The 17,113-nt window shown below is 62.8% G+C and carries 14 protein-coding genes; 7 read left to right on the top strand and 7 right to left on the bottom strand.

Annotation, left to right across the window (positions count from 1 at the left end; genetic code table 11):
- Positions 1-11: 11 nt before the first annotated feature.
- From CKW35_RS24080 to mtlD, 3 genes are all read right to left on the bottom strand, one after another.
- Positions 12-899, bottom strand: a complete 888-nt coding sequence (locus CKW35_RS24080; RefSeq protein ID WP_016485559.1) for a dihydrodipicolinate synthase family protein — start codon at positions 897-899, stop codon at positions 12-14.
- A 44-nt stretch (positions 900-943) separates the two neighbouring features.
- Positions 944-1,726 (bottom strand): aldolase, encoded by a 783-nt coding sequence (locus CKW35_RS24075; protein WP_016485560.1) that lies wholly within the window; start codon positions 1,724-1,726, stop codon positions 944-946.
- 284 nt (positions 1,727-2,010) lie between these two features.
- Positions 2,011-4,155, bottom strand: a complete 2,145-nt coding sequence (gene mtlD / locus CKW35_RS24065; protein ID WP_016485562.1) for a bifunctional mannitol-1-phosphate dehydrogenase/phosphatase — start codon at positions 4,153-4,155, stop codon at positions 2,011-2,013.
- A gap of 386 nt (positions 4,156-4,541) precedes the next feature.
- Here mtlD and CKW35_RS24060 point away from each other — a divergent pair, with 386 nt between their 5' ends.
- Positions 4,542-4,838: a DUF3144 domain-containing protein gene (locus CKW35_RS24060; protein WP_016485563.1), complete on the top strand. Its 297-nt coding sequence runs from the start codon at positions 4,542-4,544 to the stop codon at positions 4,836-4,838.
- A gap of 25 nt (positions 4,839-4,863) precedes the next feature.
- On the opposite strand, the gene CKW35_RS24055 is transcribed toward CKW35_RS24060, so the two are convergent.
- The gene (locus tag CKW35_RS24055) at positions 4,864-5,757 is read right to left on the bottom strand and encodes a LysR family transcriptional regulator (RefSeq protein WP_016485564.1); all 894 of its coding nucleotides are present in this window, start codon (positions 5,755-5,757) and stop codon (positions 4,864-4,866) included.
- 147 nt (positions 5,758-5,904) lie between these two features.
- Between CKW35_RS24055 and CKW35_RS24050 the strand changes: the two genes are divergently transcribed.
- The 4 genes from CKW35_RS24050 (at position 5,905) to CKW35_RS24035 (ending at position 11,103) form a co-directional block, all read left to right on the top strand.
- Entirely contained in the window at positions 5,905-6,984 is a 1,080-nt protein-coding gene (locus CKW35_RS24050; RefSeq protein ID WP_016485565.1) for a 4-oxalomesaconate tautomerase, read from the top strand.
- A 72-nt stretch (positions 6,985-7,056) separates the two neighbouring features.
- Positions 7,057-8,364 carry a dicarboxylate/amino acid:cation symporter gene (locus CKW35_RS24045; protein WP_016485566.1) on the top strand — a complete coding sequence of 436 codons (1,308 nt, stop codon included), beginning with the start codon at positions 7,057-7,059 and terminating at the stop codon, positions 8,362-8,364.
- A gap of 113 nt (positions 8,365-8,477) precedes the next feature.
- Positions 8,478-9,782 (top strand): CitMHS family transporter, encoded by a 1,305-nt coding sequence (locus CKW35_RS24040; RefSeq protein ID WP_016485567.1) that lies wholly within the window; start codon positions 8,478-8,480, stop codon positions 9,780-9,782.
- 67 nt (positions 9,783-9,849) lie between these two features.
- Positions 9,850-11,103 carry an OprD family porin gene (locus CKW35_RS24035; protein ID WP_016485568.1) on the top strand — a complete coding sequence of 418 codons (1,254 nt, stop codon included), beginning with the start codon at positions 9,850-9,852 and terminating at the stop codon, positions 11,101-11,103.
- A gap of 52 nt (positions 11,104-11,155) precedes the next feature.
- On the opposite strand, the gene CKW35_RS24030 is transcribed toward CKW35_RS24035, so the two are convergent.
- Positions 11,156-11,404: a CsbD family protein gene (locus tag CKW35_RS24030; protein ID WP_016485569.1), complete on the bottom strand. Its 249-nt coding sequence runs from the start codon at positions 11,402-11,404 to the stop codon at positions 11,156-11,158.
- A 146-nt stretch (positions 11,405-11,550) separates the two neighbouring features.
- Positions 11,551-12,006: a redox-sensitive transcriptional activator SoxR gene (gene soxR, locus CKW35_RS24025; RefSeq protein ID WP_023049466.1), complete on the bottom strand. Its 456-nt coding sequence runs from the start codon at positions 12,004-12,006 to the stop codon at positions 11,551-11,553.
- Between the two features lie 84 nt (positions 12,007-12,090).
- Between soxR and CKW35_RS24020 the strand changes: the two genes are divergently transcribed.
- Positions 12,091-13,188, top strand: coding sequence for an efflux RND transporter periplasmic adaptor subunit (locus tag CKW35_RS24020; RefSeq protein ID WP_016485571.1), 1,098 nt, complete (start codon positions 12,091-12,093; stop codon positions 13,186-13,188).
- Positions 13,185-16,265: a MexW/MexI family multidrug efflux RND transporter permease subunit gene (locus tag CKW35_RS24015; RefSeq protein WP_095117038.1), complete on the top strand. Its 3,081-nt coding sequence runs from the start codon at positions 13,185-13,187 to the stop codon at positions 16,263-16,265. The genes CKW35_RS24020 and CKW35_RS24015 overlap by 4 nt, the downstream gene beginning before the upstream one ends.
- Before the next feature lie 49 nt (positions 16,266-16,314).
- Here CKW35_RS24015 and CKW35_RS24010 read toward each other — a convergent pair whose 3' ends face one another.
- Positions 16,315-17,052 carry a GntR family transcriptional regulator gene (locus CKW35_RS24010; RefSeq protein WP_060519057.1) on the bottom strand — a complete coding sequence of 246 codons (738 nt, stop codon included), beginning with the start codon at positions 17,050-17,052 and terminating at the stop codon, positions 16,315-16,317.
- Positions 17,053-17,113: the final 61 nt, after the last annotated feature.

Below are 17,113 nucleotides of genomic sequence, written 5' to 3'. Positions count from 1 at the left end.
AGGTTTCAAGGTCAGTTGGCCAGTTCGGTCAGCAGGCTTTTCAGGTAGTTGCTGCCTTGCGCATCCAGCGGCTGCAGGGGAAGGCGCGGCGCGCCGACATCCTGGCCGAGCATTTTCAGGCCGGCCTTGATGGTGGTGGGCAGGCCACGGCGGGTGATGTATTCCAGCAGCTCGAACTGGCGGTAGAACAGCGCGCGCGCTTGGGCCAGGTCGCCTTGCTGCACGGCGTCCCACAGCGCCAGGTTCAGGGCTGGTATCAGGTTGGGTGCGGCGGTGCACCAGCCCGTGGCGCCAGCCACCAGGGCTTCCAGAGTGAGCGGGTTGCAACCGTTATAGAAGGCCACCCGGCCGTCGGTGGCCTTGAACAGGCGGTGCATGCGCTGAATGTCACCGGTGCTTTCCTTGACCATGGTCACATTGGGCACTTCGCCGAGGATGCGCAGGATCAGCTCCACCGACAGGTCGGTGCCGCTGGTGCCCGGGTTGTTGTAGAGCATGATCGGAATGTCGATGGCCGCGCCGACGGCCTTGTAGTGGGCAACCACTTCGGCTTCGGTGAGCTTCCAGTAGGAAATGGGCAGCACCATCACTGCTGTGGCACCGCAGGCCTGGGCGAGGCGGGCACGCTGCACGGTACGGGCGGTTGTCAGGTCGGATACGCTGACCACGCTGGGTACGCGGCCGGCAATGCGTGCCTGGCTGAAGCGCACCACGGTTTCCCATTCGCTGTCGGACAGGTAGGCCCCTTCGCCGGTGCTGCCCAGCGGTGCGATGGCGTGCACGCCGTCTGCGATGAGGCTGTCGATGGACGTGCCCAGGGCATCAAGGTCGAGCGTGCCCTCAGCCGTGAAGGGAGTGATGGTGTAGCCGATAACGCCGCGAATTACAGGTGTAGACATGACCAGGCACCTTTGCCGTTGTTGAGGAAAGAGTACAGCTTCGATCAGCCCAGGCAGTCGCCATGGGCACGCAAGGCACGGCGTGCGTAGTAGCTGAACGCGGCGCCATGACGTTTGGGGGTGGAGATCCAGTCGTGGGCTTCTTTGCCCAGTGCCTCAGGGATGGGGCGGATGTCACCGGCGCCCATGGCCAGCAATTGCATCTTTGCTGCGCGCTCGAACAGCAGGGCGAGCACGCAGGCTTCCTCGATCGAGCCACCGGCAATCAGCAGGCCGTGGTGGGAGAGCAGGATTGCACGCTTGTCGCCAATCGCCTTCGCGATGATTTCACCTTCCTCGTTGCCCACCGGTACGCCTGGCCATTCCTTGAGGAATGCGCAGTCGTCGAACAGCGGGCAAAGATCCATGTGCGAGATGGCCAACGGCACCTCAAGCATCGACAGGGCGGCGCTGTGCAGCGGGTGGGTGTGGATGATGCAGTTGACGTCGGGGCGGGCCCGGTACAGCCAGCTATGGAAGCGATTGGCCGGGTTGGCCATGCCGCGGCCTTGCAGCACGGTGAGGTCTTCGTCCACCACCAGCAGGTTGGAGGCAGCGATTTCGTCGAAGCCCAGGCCCAGTTGCTGGGTGTAATAGGTGCCAGGTTCCTGCGCACGAGCGGTGATCTGCCCGGCCAGGCCGGAGTCGTGGCCGCCATCGAACAGGATGCGGCAGGTGAGGGCAAGCTTTTGTCGGGCGGTGTAGGTGTTGTCGGCCAGGGCCGTCAGCATCTGCTGCTGGGCCAGCTTGACCAACTGGTCCTTGGGGATGTGCATGGTGGTCGTCATGGGCGGTACCTGCATGGGAAAGGGCGGGCGCTGGCTGTTCGTCGTGATGGCGTCGCCAGGACACACGGCGATCTTAATGACACTTTGTGTCATGCGCAAGCATTGTGTCATTCAAAAAGGGGGGCTGGCTGGCAACCCTCTGAAAGCTAGCGCGATCAAGGTGGGAGCAACTGTCTTGCTTAACTTCTAAAAGCTGGCGCGATCCCTGTGGGAGCGGGCTTGCCCCGCGAACACGGGCGAAGCCCGTGCCATTCACTGCGCGGGTTGCAGGCTTATGCAGTACCTCATGCGCCTATGCAAAGGTCGTCCCGCCTGGTTGCCATATCCCTTTGCGGGTACTGTCGAAACGCCTCTGAAATGGCGGTGATCAGCTGCTCATCCCTGATCGGGTGCAATCCTGGAAAACGCTTGCCATTACAGTCACAGTCACGGGTAAGCACGGCCTCAACGCTGGCGTCGTTTTCCCGATAAACCTGTCTGATCGCCTGGGCTTCCTGGTCCTTGCTGTCTTCGCAGCGCAACGCATGGTGAATGGCCAAGGCCGCGCCAAACGTCAGTGCCGGGGTTTCGATACCGTGTTTGCGTGCAAGGTCGATGCTGCTGAGGACCCGTTCGTTACGCTGAAGCTTGCGCAACGGGTCGCGCCCCACCCGGGCACAAGGGTCTTTGAACGAGGTTGCACAGCGCTCAAGGAACGTATCCGCAAAACGGCTGACCACTTCGGCCATGTGTGGGTACTCCGCCACCAGTGCGGGCCCGACTTCCTGGCGAATCAGGCGTTCGGCCAGTTCGCTGACACGCGCGTCGCCCATACCCTGGCCCACCGAATCATGGCCCAGCAGGCTTGCGTACCAGGCAACAACGGCATGTGGGCCGTTCCACAGGCGGTTCTTGATGACCTGGATCTGGGTGATGTCAGGCACCGTCTTCACCTGGCGCAGGCGCTCGAGCAGCTCGCTGCCGTGCTCTACATACAGCGGCATGTCGGGTTCGCTGTTGAACAGGATCAGGTGCAACTGGCTCATCGCGCTGCTCGGCTGGGCGAAAGGCCTGAAGCGCCCGATCAGTCGTTCGTACTCAGGCACTGGCGTGGATGCCTTTGTGGCGACTGCCGGTTCGTCTTCCAGGCTGTTCTGGAACATCTGCGACTTGATGCGCAGTTGCCGCACCAGTGCGTCATTGCTGAGCTTGGAGACGATGCGGCTGACCACCGTTTCGGCGAAATGGGTCTTTTCCAGCACTTGCTCGCCAATGGCCGGCGGGCACAGCAATGCCAGCTCCGCTTGCACATGGCGGCGCACGAACGCGGCGCCGCCTACCTTGTTCAGCACGATCAGCAGCGTCAGCTCACGGCCACGTCGTTCGAAACGTTGCAGCAGCCCCTTGGCGATCACCTTCGCCTGGTTGCGGATGGCCTGCTCGGGCAGGCTCAGGCCGACAATTTCGGCAGTGGTGTACATGCCGATCACGGCGTCGTCATCGTCCAGGTCGATCATGCGTACATTGTCGATGGTCTGGTCGAACGAAGTGGCCCCGTAGCGCACGCTGTAACGGCCGAAGGCATTGACGCTTTCGCGCAGCATGCGCGAGCGGGTCGCGGCGATGATTTCACGGGGCCGGGTGTAGCCGTCCCAATGGGAAAATACCTGTGTCAGGTACCCACCGCCGATGGCGCCGAAGCCATGAATGCCCACGCTGAACTGGTTCAACGAAGCCGGGAACGGCTCGCTCAATGCTGGCATGCCCAAGTCAGGTACGCACTCGCTCAGGTCGGCGAGAAACTCATGCATGCTGCGGTAGGCTTTGAGTGCGCCTGCCTTGATCTGGGCAGCGGGCGGCTTGATGTCTTCGATCAGGATCGCCTGGCCTTCGGCGCGGATGGCCGACAGCATGCCGTTCTCTGAATCCTCGACCATGAAGCACTGATCGGGTTCGCAATTGAGCGCGCGGGCGGCTTTCAGGAAAATCTCGGGGTGGGGTTTGCCCTGGCTGACTTCATCGCCACAGACAGTGATGTCGAAGTACTTCAGCACATTGGCATTGATCAGGTATTCCTCGGCAATGGCACGGCGGCTGGAGGTGGCCACTGCCATGGTCAACCCCGACTTGCGCAGGCGTTCGAGTACCTCCAGCAGGCCGGCCTTGATGGGTACGCCGTGATTGCGCACATATTCGAGCTCAAGTTCATCCGCGCGTTTGCGAATCTCGGCGTACGGGAAGTTTTCACCGTTATGCGCCTTGGCCAAGGCTTCGGCCTTGGTCGCGCTCAAACCCAGCGAGCCGATCAATGTGTCCTCGCTCAGCGCTTTGCCGAAGATTTCCACAGAGGCTTGCTTCAGTGTCTTGAAGCGCAAGCGTTCGGTGTCGAAGAGGGTGCCATCCATATCGAAGATGGCGCTGAAAATGCGTTTACCGTGAAAGAAAAGCATTGGGTATTGCCCCTTGTTGTTGCGTCATACATCCCGCCTGTAACAGGCGAATACGGTGTGTGAGCTGCAGCGATGGCAGTCAGGTAGGGGGCACACGGTCGACAGGGGGGCGCTCAGGGGTGACGCAGAGGTAAGGCGGGGCGGAGCGGGGCGTGCAGAGCAGGTTTGTAACCTTTGAGGCGAGGCGGGCAACTGGTTTGGCCTTGAGGTCACGCCCACTGGCTGCAGTCGGTTTTGCAGGCAGTGGGCGCAAGTAGCGATGGATACGTGTGATTCCAAGCATAAGGTGCTTTGCTTCCTTTTTCGTCATGGGTCATCCTTTTTCAGCCTTGCACGTATGCGCGCCGCCATGCAAGGCTTGGGCTTCCGTTACAAGGTGAAGCGCAATGACCCAAGCTACCGATCAGGCCTTTTATGACCGCGCCGATGCGCACATCGACCTGGCCAACCAGCAGATTGAAAAATTCGAAGACCTGGGCAAGGTAAGTGCCTCGCTGACCTTTGGCGCCACGCGTTTCAGCGCCTGGATGAGCGCCCGCAGCTTCAAGTCGGGCGCGGAACTTGCGGCAGCCCGGGAGGAGATTCTGAAGTACTTCTGCGAGCAGTACCGGATGATGCTCGAAGATAATCTGGATGAGCACATCGAGCATTTCGACCGCATTGTGCTGGGCAAGGACGCCTGACCTCACCTGCCTGCGCAGCCGCGACTCAACGGTTGGGCCACTGCTGCAGCAGGATCGAAACGAACTTCTCCGCCGCAGGCGACAATGACGCACCGCGCCGGTACACCAGCCCCAGGGTGCGTGTGACCTGCGGCTCGATCAACGGCACGCTCACCAGCGTCGGGTGATCAGCGTTGGGCATGGCCAGGCTGGGCATGGCCGACACGCCCAGCCCGGCCTCGACCATGCCCAGCGACGTCGACAGGTGCTGCACTTCGTAGAACCATTTGGGCCGCAGGTTGAGCCCGGACAACGCATGGTCCAGCAGCATGCGGTTGCCACTCAGGCGGCCGACGCCGATCAGGCGGTAATCAGCCAGCTCTGTCCAGGTAACGGATGCGCGTTCTGCCAGTGGGTGGTCGCGCCTGCACGCCAGTACAAAATGCTCTTGCACCAGTGAGACAAACTCGATGTCCGGGTGCTGGCCGCTCATCATGTTGATGCCGAAGTCGGCCTCGCCGCGCAGCACTGCTTCGAGCCCGTCGTTGGCGCTAAGGTCCAGCAGGCGAATGCGGATTTTAGGGTACTGCTCGTTGTAATCGCGGATCACCGACGGCAGGAAGTAGAACGCTGCGGTGGGAATGCAGGCGAGGGTAACCTGGCCGGTCTGGCGCTCGGCCAGCTCGCGAATGCTGAGGATCGAGTCTTCAAAATCATCCAGCAGGCGCCTGGCCTTGGGCAGGAAGTCGCGGCCCACGCTGGTCAGGCTGACCCGGCGAGTGGTGCGTTCCAGCAGCGAGGTGCCCAGGCCTTCCTCGAGCTTCTTGATCCGCCGGCTTAGCGCTGGTTGGGACAGGTGAAGCGCTTCGGCGGCCTCGTGGAAGCTGCCGAGTTCGGCGATTTTCACGAAAGATCTGATGTCTTGCAGCTCATATTCCATAAGAAAACCCGCTACTGTCGCCGTGCTTGATTAATGTTTGAATCGCAATAATGGCTACGATATTTGCATTGGATTGATTTATCCATGCCTGTCACTCTTTTGCTCACAGCATCAATGATGTCCATTGATCAACAAGAGTGCGAAATCATGCAACGAATTCCTTGCGTACTCATGCGCGGTGGTACCTCCAAAGGGCCGTTCTTCCACGCTTGGGACCTGCCTGCCAATGTGGTCGAGCGCGACGAGTTGCTGATCAACCTGATGGGCTCTGGCCATGAGCTGGAAATCGACGGCATCGGTGGCGGCAGCCCGCAGACCAGCAAGGTGGCGATCATCAGCCCGTCTTTGCACGCCGACGCCGACGTCGACTACCTGTTCGTGCAGGTGATGGTTGCACAGCGGCGGGTCGATACTGCTCCCAACTGCGGCAACATGCTGTGTGCCGTTGGCCCGTTCGCCATCGAACAGGGGTTGGTCAAAGGCAAGGAAGGCAAGACCCTGGTCCGTATTCGCAACCTGAACACCGGTACCTTCGTCAATTCGCTGGTAGAAACCCCAGGCGGCATCGTGCGCTACGAAGGCCGAACCGCAATCGACGGCGTACCAGGCACGGCGGCCCCGGTGCACCTGACTTTCCTTGATGCAGTCGGCAGCAAGACCGGCAAGCTGTTCCCCACCGGTCAGGCCAAGGATTTGATCGATGGTGTACCGGTGACCTGCATCGACATGGCCATGCCGATGATGGTGGTAGAGGCCAGCCAGCTGGGTGTCACCGGCTCGGAAACCCCGGCCCAGCTGGACGCCAACAGCGAACTGTTGCAACGCCTTGAAGCATTGCGGTTGAAGGCCGGCAAGGCCATGGGCCTGGGCGACGTCAGTGGCATGGTCATTCCCAAACCAGTGCTGGTATCCAGGCCTCGCTACGACGGCACGCTGCAGGTTCGCTATTTCATGCCGCACAACTGCCATCGCGCCTTGGCTATCACTGGCGCAGTGGGGCTGGCGACTGCCTGCGTCAGCCCCGGCACGGTGATTGCCGACCTGCTGGGCGAAGGCGCGCAGCAGCTGACCGAGGTCCGACTCGAGCACCCCAGTGGCGGCATCGATATCGCCCTGACGCGCAGCGGTGCCGATGGCCAGACGATCCAGGCCTCGGTCGTACGAACCGCCCGGCGGCTCTTCTCAGGCTTCGTCTACGCCCCTACATTCCGCAGGTTGGCCGGGTAGCACCAGGCGTCGATCAAGCCCCGCACATTCTTAGCAAGCGCATCCGCACAATTTCAACAATGGTGATGCCCCATGAAACTCGCCAAATCGCTGTACTTCCAGATCCTCTGCGCCGTCCTGCTGGGCGTGGTGGTCGGCCACTTCTGGGCGCAACAGGCCGTGGCCCTCAAGCCGCTGGGTGATGCGTTCATCAAGCTGATCAAGATGATGATTGCGCCGGTGGTGTTCTGCACCATCGTCACCGGCATCGCCGGCATGACCGACAAGCGCTCGCTGGGGCGGCTGATGAGCAAGACCCTGCTGTTGTTCCTGGGCCTGACGGTGGTCAGCCTGGTGATCGGACTGGCGGCGGTCTACCTGTTCAAGCCGGGGAGTGGCATGAACATCGACCCTGCCACCCTCAGTACTGCAGGCCTGAGCCAGTACACCGCCTCGGCCGCCAAGCTGAGCGTGGTGGACTTCTTCATGCACATCATCCCGGACACCTTCGTCGGTGCCTTCAACAAGGGAGAGGTCTTGCCGGTGCTGTTCATCGCCGTGCTCAGCGGTTTCGCGCTGTCGTCGATGGGCGAAAAGGGCAAGCCGGTACTGGATGTGCTGGAATCGGCGTCGACCATGGTGTTCCGCATCTTCGGTTACCTGATGCGCTTTGCCCCGATCGGCGCTTTCGGCGCACTGGCATTCACCGTAGGCCAGTACGGCATTACCTCCCTCGGCTCGCTGGCCAAGCTGGTGGGGACGTTGTATATCGCCTGTGCGTTCTTCGTTCTGGTGGTGCTCGGTGGCATCTGCCGGGCCCATGGCTTCAGCCTGTGGAAGCTGCTGCGCTATTTCCGTGAGGAGTTCCTGGTGGTGCTTGGCACCTCGTCCACCGAACCTGTGCTGCCGCGCATGCTTGAAAAGCTCGAGAAGCTTGGATGCAAGAAAGGCGTGGTCGGCCTGGTGCTGCCCACCGGCTATTCTTTCAACCTTGACGGTACTGCCATCTACCTGTCGTTGGCAGCCGTGTTCATCGCACAAGCCTGCAACATCGACCTGAGCCTGGGCCAGGTGGTGACCATGCTGGCGATCATGCTGTTGTCTTCCAAGGGCGCGGCAGGTGTCACCGGCAGCGGTTTTGTGGCCTTGGCCTCGACCCTTACCGTTATCCATGACATTCCCCTGGCCGGCCTGGCCCTGCTGATCGGCGTCGATCGCTTCATGTCGGAAGCCCGTGCGCTGACGAGTCTCGCCAGCAACGCAGTGGCTACGGTGGTGGTTTCGCTGTCGGAAAATGCCTGTGACCGCCAGACGCTTCACAGCCGCCTGAACGGCGAGCCGGTGGCCAGCCCCGTGGTTGAATCCGCCGACTGGGTCGCCGAACCGCGCCGCCACGGCTGAACACCCACTCCTTCACCCTTTTGACAAGGCCCCCACCAGGCGCTGCCGGGTGGGGTAGGGGGCCGTCTGCGCTGCAGGTGGCCACATAGACAATAAAAACAAGAGAACAAACCATGCTCGCACTCTTGGGCCTGATCATGGTGGTGACTTTCACCTACCTGATCATGAGTAAACGCCTGTCCCCGATCGTTGCACTGACTGTCGTTCCGATTGTTTTCGCCCTGGTTGGCGGCTTCGCGCCAGACCTGGGCAAGATGATGCTCGATGGGCTGAAAATGGTCGCACCGTCTGCCGCGCTGCTGTTGTTTGCCATCTTGTTCTTCGGCTTGATGATCGACGCTGGCCTGTTCGACCCGCTGATCCGCAAGATCCTCAAACGGGTAAACGGCGACCCGGTCAAGATCGCCATCGGCACGGCCTTGCTGTCGCTGCTGGTGGCGCTGGACGGTGACGGCACCACGACCTACATGATTACCTGCGCCGCCATGCTGCCGCTGTACAAGCGGATCGGCATGAACCCGATGATCCTGGCCACCGTGTCGATGCTGTCGTTGAGCATCATGAGCGGCATGAGCCCTTGGGGCGGCCCCGCCACCCGCGCCATTGCCGCGCTCGGTCTGGATGCGACCGAATACTTCATTCCGATGTTGCCCACCGTCATCGGCGGCGCATTGTGGGTGGTGTTCACCGCTTACCTGCTTGGTCGCACCGAGCGCCGGCGTATCGGCAATATTGCGCTGGAGTCGGGAGGGGGTAACTGCTACATCAAGGAAATCCTCGGGGACAGCCCGCACAAGCGCCCGCGCCTTGCCTATGTGAACCTGGTGCTGGTGATCGCCGTGATGACTGCGCTGGTGCTGGGGCTGATGCACGCGGCCATCCTGTTCATGATCGGTTTTGTCGCCGCACTGATGATCAACTACCCGCAGCTGGACCTGCAGAAAGAGCGCATCCTCGCCCATTCGGGCAACGCCATGACCGTGGTGCTGCTGGTGTTCGCCGCAGGCATATTCGCCGGTATTTTCTCGGGTACCAAGATGGTCGATGCGTTGGCCCAGACCCTGGTGGACTGGATTCCGGAAGCCTGGAGCCACTGGTTCCCGCTGGTGGTGGCGCTGACCAGCATGCCGCTTACCTTTGTGCTGTCCAACGACGCGTACTACTTCGGCGTTGTGCCGATCCTGGCAAACGCCGCGGCCGCGTACGGCATCGACCCGGTGGAAATTGCCCGCGCTTCGGTGCTAGGCCAGCCTGTGCACCTGATGAGCCCGCTGGTGGCTTCCACGTTGTTGCTGGTGGGCATGGTCGACCGCGATATCGGTGACTTCCAGAAAGCCACCGTGAAATGGGCCGTGCTCACCTCGTTGGTGATCACAGCGCTGGCGCTGCTCACGGGCGCCTTGTCCTTCTTCGTCTAAGCATTACCGGGCGTTGCCAGGCGCCCGGGCTCCCGCTCACTCAGAAAACAACAATAGAGTACCGATCATGTCCCGAGCTGTGTTCCGTGGGGCCACCTGTGGCCTGCTTTGCGGCTGGCTGCCTGTTGCCGGCGCTTCCGGTTTTGTCGACGACAGCAAGCTCAAGCTGCAGTTGCGCAATGTGTATTTCAACGAGAATTTCCGTGACGAGCACGGTATGAGCGCCCGCGCGGCCGCCACCGCCAAAAGCGAACGGGTGGAGTGGGCTCAAGGTTTTCTGCTCGACTACCAGTCTGGCTTTACCCAAGGTACGGTGGGCGTGGGGCTCGATGCACTGGGGCTGCTAGGCTTGCGCCTCGATTCCGGTCGTGGGCGCAGCGGCACGGGTTTGTTGCCGGTGCACGACGATGGCCGCGCAGCGCAGGAGCTTGCCAGTGCCGGGGCCACGGCCAAGGCACGCCTGGGCCAGACCGTGGTCAGGTACGGCACCTTGCTGCCAAAGACACCGGTGCTGGTTTACAACGATGCGCGGCTGCTGCCGCAGACCTACCAGGGCACTCAGCTGACCAGCACGGATATCGACGGGCTGACCCTGACGGCCGGGCACCTCGACCGCTTCAAGCAGCGTGACTCGTCTGACAGCACCGGTATCTATCTGGACGGATATGGGGGCGGCAAATCGGGTGACTTCAGCTTTGCAGGTGCCGATTATGCCGTGACCAAACAACTGCGTCTGAGTGTCTACCATGGCCAGCTGGCAAACTTCTATCGCCAGGATTTTGCCGGGCTGGTCCATGACCTGCCGTTGGCCGGCGGGGTACTGACCACCGACCTGCGCTACTTCAAAAGCCGCGACAGCGGGGCGGCCTACGGCGGCGGCATCGACAACCACATGTTCAGCGGCCAGGTGGCGTACGCGCATTCCGGTCATTCTGTGGGTGCCGGTTACCAGGTGCTCGATGGCGAAGCCGGCTTGCCGTACATCAGCGGTGCGACCGTGTATTCGTTCAGCAACGTCGGCATCGGCAAATTCATCGAGGAGGAAGAGAAAACCTGGATGGCCAGCTACGCCTACAACTTCGCTGCGGCCGGGGTGCCGGGGCTGACCTTCATGACGCGGTACCTGAGTGGGGACAATGGCCGTTCAGCTGGCGAGGGCATCAAGGAGTGGGAGCGTGACGCCGAGATTGCCTACGTGGTGCAGGGCGGACCGCTGAAAGGGCTGGGCGTGAAGCTGCGAAACTATGTGTATCGATCAGATTTCGCCCGCGGCCGAGACAGCAATCGCCTGTACCTGACCTACGATATTGCCATCTGGTGATGGCACAGGCCGGACGATATCTCCGGCCCTGAGCCGCCTGAGGCGCCGTGGTTCAGCGGCGCAGCAGGCGAGAAACCACCAGTGTGACGGCGGCGGTGATGGCCAGTGCGGCGAAGGGCTTTTCCTTGACGAACGAAGACACCGTATCCAGGGTGTCGCCGTAGGTCTTGGTCACCTGGCCTGCGGCCTGACGCGCATCGCCTTCGGCTTCCAGCGCCGGGTCTTCGACCAGGCGGCCTACAGCGCTTTGTGCCTTGCCTGCGAGGTTCTCTGCAACACCTTCGATCTGTTCACGTTTCATGATGGCTTTGTTCCTTCCTGTGATCGGCTTTGGGTTAACAGCACAGGGTTAGGGCGGTGAAGGACCGCAATGGTTCCAAGCAACTGCTTGCCACCTGCAGGCCACGCGCTGTTGCGAAGGGTTGCACATGGCTCGAGAGCGCGAGGCTAGCGGGCCTTCTTCTCCAGAATCCGTGCCCCGGTACCTTCCTTGCCCAGCACATCCTCGGGGTTGCGCAGCGGGCAGTCTTCCAGCGACAGGCAACCGCAACCAATGCAGTTGTCGAGGCTGTCGCGCAGCGCCTCCAGCGTGCGGATGCGGGCGTTCAGGTCTTCGCGCCAGGCGGTGGACATCTCACCCCATTGCGCCGCCGTAAGCTTGCTGTTGGGCGCATAGCGGCTGAACGCCTGCCTGATTTCCTCCAGCGGAATACCCGTGCGCTGCGCCACCTTGATGATCGCCAGTGTACGCAGCACCAGTGAGGGAAAGCGGCGCTGGTTGCCAGCCGTGCGCACGCTGGCGATCAGCCCCTTGGTCTCGTAGAAGTGCAGCGCAGACACCGCCACGCCGCTGCGCCTGGCCACTTCACCCACTGTGAGCATCCGCGTGTTATCCGCTGCCATGCCTGTTGACCTCAAGTTAAGTTGAGCTCTTATAGTCCTGCCCGATCTTCCCCGCAACCGCTTTCCCTGTGATCGGAGCTGTGCATGAACAAACGGACGTTACTGGCCTGGGCTGGCGCTGTAGCCGGTGTGCTGGCTGCTTGCTATGCGTTAGTGGGTAGCGGTTCGGCGCCACCCGCCGCGGCGGCGTGGCCGGCGACCAGGGTGGCGCTGGCCACGGCCGAGCAGGTGCCACTGGCGCGGCAGCACTTTGCTTCGGGGGAGCTGGAGGCGGTCAACCAGGTGCAGGTAGCGGCCGAGACGGCGGGGCGCATTACCCGCATTGCCTTCGAGTCGGGGCAGGCGGTAACCGCCGGGCAGTTGCTGGTGCAGTTGAACGACGCGCCGGAGCAGGCCCAGCGGGTGCAGTTGCGGGCGAAATTGCGTAACGCTAACGTGGTGCTGCAGCGCAGCCGCAAGCTGCGGGCGATGAATGCCGTGTCGCAAGAGTTGCTGGACAACGCCGCCACCGCCGTGGACGTGGCCAGCGGGGAGCTGCAGCATGTCGAAGCGCTGATCGCGCAGAAGGCCATTCGCGCACCGTTTACCGGCAAGCTGGGCATTCGGCGGGTGCATCAGGGCCAATACCTGGGGGCCGGCGAGGCCATCGTCAGCCTGGCCGACATCAGCCAGTTGCATGTGAATTTTGCCTTGGGCGAGCAGGCCGCCCCCGAAGTGCACGTCGGGCAAGTGCTGGCACTGACGCTGGACGCCGTACGCGGGCAAGGCTTCCAGGCCCGGGTGGTGGCGGTCGATCCGGTGGTCAGCAAGGCGCGCCTGGTGCAGGTGCAGGCAGCCTTGCCGAACCCGGACGGGCAGTTACAGCCGGGCATGTACGCTGGCGTGCGCCTGGATGCTGTGCAGCCGTCGACTGTATTGGCGGTGCCGGAAACCGCGATCACCTACGTCGCCTATGGCCAGACAGTATTCGTTGCCACTCAGGACGCGGCGCATGGTACCCGGGTCAGCAGGGTGCGGGTAACCACGGGTGAGCGCTGGCAGGGGCGGGTGGAGGTTACCTCCGGCCTGGCGCCCGGTGACCGGGTGGTGGTGTCTGGCCAGTTGAAGCTGAGCGACGGCATGTCGGTCGAGCCGGTGGCGCAGGACAGCTTGCAGGCCAACCTCGGAGGCCGGCAGCGGTGAAATTTACCGATCTCTTCGTGCGCCGCCCGGTGCTGGCGCTGGTGGTCAGCAGCCTGATCATCCTGATGGGGCTGTTTGCCATGGGCAAGTTGCCGATCCGTCAGTACCCGTTGCTGGCAAGCTCGACCATTACCATCAGCACCGAGTACCCCGGCGCTTCTGCCGAGCTGATGCAGGGCTTCGTGACCCAGCCGATTACCCAGGCGGTGTCGTCGGTCGAGGGCATCGACTACCTGTCCTCGTCGTCGCAGCAGGGGCGCAGCCTGATCACCTTGCGCATGGTGCTCAACCGCGACTCGACCCAGGCGCTGGCCGAGACCATGGCCAAGGTCAACCAGGTGCGCTATCGCCTGCCGGAAAAGGCGTACGACCCGGTGGTGGAGCTGTCGGCAGGCGACTCCACCGCCGTGGCCTATGTGGGTTTTTCCAGCGACAGCCTGTCGATCCCGGAGCTGAGCGATTACCTGTCGCGGGTGGTGGAGCCGCAGTTCTCAGGCATCGACGGCGTGGCCAAGGTGCAGTCGTTCGGTGGGCAACGCCTGGCCATGCGCCTGTGGCTGGACAGCGAGCAGATGGCCGGGCGCGGGGTGACGGCAGCGGACGTGGCGCAGGCGGTGCGGGCCAACAACTACCAAGCGACGCCGGGCCAGGTGCGTGGGCAGTACGTGCTGGCCGATATCCAGGTGGACACCGACCTGACCCGGGTCGAGGACTTCCGTGAGCTGATCATCCGCAACGATGGCACCGACCTGGTGCGCCTGCGCGATGTCGGCACCGTCGAGCTCAGTGCGGCGGCCACCCAGACCAGCGCTACCATGGACGGCAAGCCTGCCGTGCACCTGGGGCTGTTCCCCACGCCGGCCGGCAACCCGCTGGTGATTGTCGAGGGCATTCGCCAGCTGCTGCCGCAAATCCAGCAGACCCTGCCGCCTGGGGTGAAGGTGGCGCTGGCCTATGAGACTGCGCGCTTCATCGATGCTTCGATCCATGAGGTGTTGCGCACCCTGGTGGAGGCGATGCTGATCGTGGTGCTGGTGATCTGGTTGTGCCTGGGTTCGTTGCGCAGTGTGCTGATCGCGGTGGTGGCCATTCCGCTGTCGATGCTCGGTGCCGCGGGCCTGATGCTGATGTTCGGCTTCAGTCTCAATCTGCTGACCTTGCTGGCGATGGTGCTGGCCATCGGTCTGGTGGTGGACGATGCCATCGTGGTGGTGGAGAACGTGCACCGGCATATCGAAGAGGGCAAGTCGCCGGTTGCTGCGGCATTGGCCGGGGCGCGGGAAATCGCCGGGCCGGTCATTGCCATGACCCTGACCTTGGCGGCGGTGTATGCGCCGATCGGGCTGATGGGCGGGCTGACCGGCACGCTGTTCCGCGAATTCGCCCTGACCTTGGCGGGGGCGGTGATCGTGTCCGGCATTGTGGCGCTGACCTTGTCGCCGGTGATGAGCTCGTTGCTGTTGCAACCCGGGCAGCAGCATGGCGCGATGGCCAACATGGCCGATCGGTTGTTTGCTGCGTTGACCGGGGCCTATGGACAAGTGCTGGCCTACTCCCTGGCGCATCGCTGGATCAGCGCTGGTGTGGCGCTGCTGGTGTGCCTGAGCCTGCCCTGGCTTTACCTGCTGCCCCAACGCGAGCTGGCGCCACCCGAGGATCAGGCCGCGGTGCTGACCGCCATCAAGTCGCCGCAGCATGCCAGCCTCGAATATGCGGAACGCTTTGCGCTGAAGCTCGACCAGGTGATGAAGTCCATCGCCGAAACCACCGACACCTGGATCATCAACGGCACCGACGGCCCGGCCGCCAGTTTCGGGGGCATCAACCTCAGCGCCTGGCAGGCGCGCGAGCGGTCCGCGGCACAGGTGCAGGCACAGCTGCAGCAGGCCGTGGCGGATATCGAAGGCAGCAGCATCTTCGCCTTCCAGGTCGCTTCGCTGCCGGGCTCCAGTGGTGGCCTGCCGGTGCAGATGGTGCTGCGCAGCGCCCAGGATTACCCCGAGCTGTACCAGACCATGGAAGTGCTCAAGCAACGCGCCCGCGACAGCGGCCTGTTTGCCGTGGTGGACAGCGACCTCGACTACAACAACCCGGTGGTCAAGGTGCGTGTCGACCGGGCCAAGGCGGCCAGCCTGGGCATCAGCATGCAGGCCATTGGCGAGTCGCTGGGGGTGCTGGTGGGCGAGCAATACCTCAACCGCTTTGCCCTGTTCGGGCGCTCCTATGATGTGATCCCGCAGAGTATCCAGGACCAGCGCCTGACGCCTGCGGCGCTGAACCGCCAGTATGTGCGCGCCGAAGAGGGCAGCCTGGTGCCGCTGGCTACGGTGGTGCACCTGGATCTCGAAGTGGCGCCCAACCGCCTGTTGCAGTTCGACCAGCAGAACGCCAGTACCCTGCAGGCAATCCCGGCCCCGGGTGTGTCGATGGGCAACGCCGTGGCCTTTCTCGAACAGCTCACCGCCGAGTTGCCACCGGGCTTCAGCCACGACTGGCAATCGGAATCGCGCCAGTATGTGCAGGAAGGCTTTGCCTTGATGTGGGCGTTTCTTGCTGCCCTGGTGGTGATCTACCTGGTGCTGGCGGCGCAGTACGAAAGCCTGGTTGACCCACTGATCATCCTGGTGACTGTGCCGCTGTCGATCTGCGGTGCGCTGCTGCCGCTGGCGCTGGGCTGGGCCACGCTGAACATTTACACGCAGATTGGCCTGGTGACGCTGATCGGCCTGATCAGCAAGCACGGTATCCTGATGGTGGAGTTCGCCAACGAGATCCAGGTGCGCGACAACCTCGACCGTGCTGCCGCCATTGTCCGTGCCGCGCAGATACGTTTGCGGCCGGTGCTGATGACCACCGCAGCGATGACCTTTGGCGTGCTGCCGCTGCTGTTTGCCAGCGGCGCCGGGGCCAACAGCCGCTTCGGGCTGGGGGTGGTGATTGTGTGCGGGATGCTGGTGGGCACCTTGTTTACCTTGTTCGTGCTGCCGACCCTCTATGCCTGGCTGGCGCGCGATCACCGGGTGACCACGGTGCGGGGGCAGCAGTTGCTGGAGGCCGATCGGGTGTTGGGCATGTGAAGTGAGGGAACAGGAATATCGGGGCCGCATAGCGGCCCCGGTTGCACGATCAGGACGGTGAGCGAACCCGGCGCATCTGGGTCACCAGGGTGAAGCGGTCATCCGGGTGCACGGTTTCGGAAACCGCCATCAAATCACCGTTTTCCTCGCGGTACTGGCGGATGATTTTTAGTCCCGGTGAACCCGCCTCGGCCTTCAGTGCTTTGGCCAGCTCTGCCGTCAGCAACACTGCCCGTACCTGCTGGTCGACCACCGCGATTGACCGGCCAACGTGCTGCTCGATCAGCCCTGCAATCAGCTGGTCGGGGTGCTCGCGGGCTCGCTCGATGACCTCGGCATAGTCGCGCTGTGCGTACACATCGATCCAGCACAGCGGTGCGGCATTGTGCAGGCGGTCGACGCGGATGCTCGACACGCAAAAGTAGTGCTCCCCCGGTACCAGCCCCAGCCGCGCCGCCTCACTCAGGTCGGCGACGAAATGGCGCACGTCCTGGATTTCCCGCTGCTGGGTTTCGGCCAGGTGGGCCAGGTCGGCCACGCTGGCCAGCGACTGCGAATAGCCGCCGCGCGGGCTGCTGGCCTCTACCCGGGTGCCTACGCGCTTGCGCCGCGACACCAGCCCCTGGTCGAGCAGCTGATTGATCGCGGCGCGCACCGTGTGCCGGCTCACATCGTAAAGGTCGCACAGCTCGAACTCGGTCGGCAGCAGGCTGCCCACCGGGTAGCGGCCGTTGGCGATGCCTTCCATCAAGTCCTTTGCCACGGTGGAGTAGCGCGTCGGGTTCATACCTCTGGTCTGTCTCGTAAATTTCATCGGTTGGCAGTGTAACAGCGGCAGGGATATGTTC

The organism is Pseudomonas sp. Irchel 3F3 (genome assembly GCF_900187545.1).
GTDB classification, from domain to species: Bacteria; Pseudomonadota; Gammaproteobacteria; order Pseudomonadales; family Pseudomonadaceae; genus Aquipseudomonas; species Aquipseudomonas fortuita.
This window is presented reverse-complemented; position numbering and strand designations above follow the sequence as displayed.

Bases quoted from the DNA above. Each gene is read 5' to 3' on its own strand.
- CKW35_RS24040 (WP_016485567.1), top strand. From the start codon at position 8,478: ATGCTCGCACTCTTGGGCCTGATCATGGTGGTGACTTTCACCTACCTG.
- CKW35_RS24050 (WP_016485565.1), top strand. From the start codon at position 5,905: ATGCAACGAATTCCTTGCGTACTCATGCGCGGTGGTACCTCCAAAGGG.
- CKW35_RS24030 (WP_016485569.1), bottom strand. From the start codon at position 11,404: ATGAAACGTGAACAGATCGAAGGTGTTGCAGAGAACCTCGCAGGCAAG.
- CKW35_RS24020 (WP_016485571.1), top strand. From the start codon at position 12,091: ATGAACAAACGGACGTTACTGGCCTGGGCTGGCGCTGTAGCCGGTGTG.
- CKW35_RS24055 (WP_016485564.1), bottom strand. From the start codon at position 5,757: ATGGAATATGAGCTGCAAGACATCAGATCTTTCGTGAAAATCGCCGAA.
- CKW35_RS24075 (WP_016485560.1), bottom strand. From the start codon at position 1,726: ATGACGACCACCATGCACATCCCCAAGGACCAGTTGGTCAAGCTGGCC.
- CKW35_RS24045 (WP_016485566.1), top strand. From the start codon at position 7,057: ATGAAACTCGCCAAATCGCTGTACTTCCAGATCCTCTGCGCCGTCCTG.
- CKW35_RS24035 (WP_016485568.1), top strand. From the start codon at position 9,850: ATGTCCCGAGCTGTGTTCCGTGGGGCCACCTGTGGCCTGCTTTGCGGC.
- CKW35_RS24010 (WP_060519057.1), bottom strand. From the start codon at position 17,052: ATGAACCCGACGCGCTACTCCACCGTGGCAAAGGACTTGATGGAAGGC.
- CKW35_RS24080 (WP_016485559.1), bottom strand. From the start codon at position 899: ATGTCTACACCTGTAATTCGCGGCGTTATCGGCTACACCATCACTCCC.
- soxR (WP_023049466.1), bottom strand. From the start codon at position 12,006: ATGGCAGCGGATAACACGCGGATGCTCACAGTGGGTGAAGTGGCCAGG.
- mtlD (WP_016485562.1), bottom strand. From the start codon at position 4,155: ATGCTTTTCTTTCACGGTAAACGCATTTTCAGCGCCATCTTCGATATG.
- CKW35_RS24060 (WP_016485563.1), top strand. From the start codon at position 4,542: ATGACCCAAGCTACCGATCAGGCCTTTTATGACCGCGCCGATGCGCAC.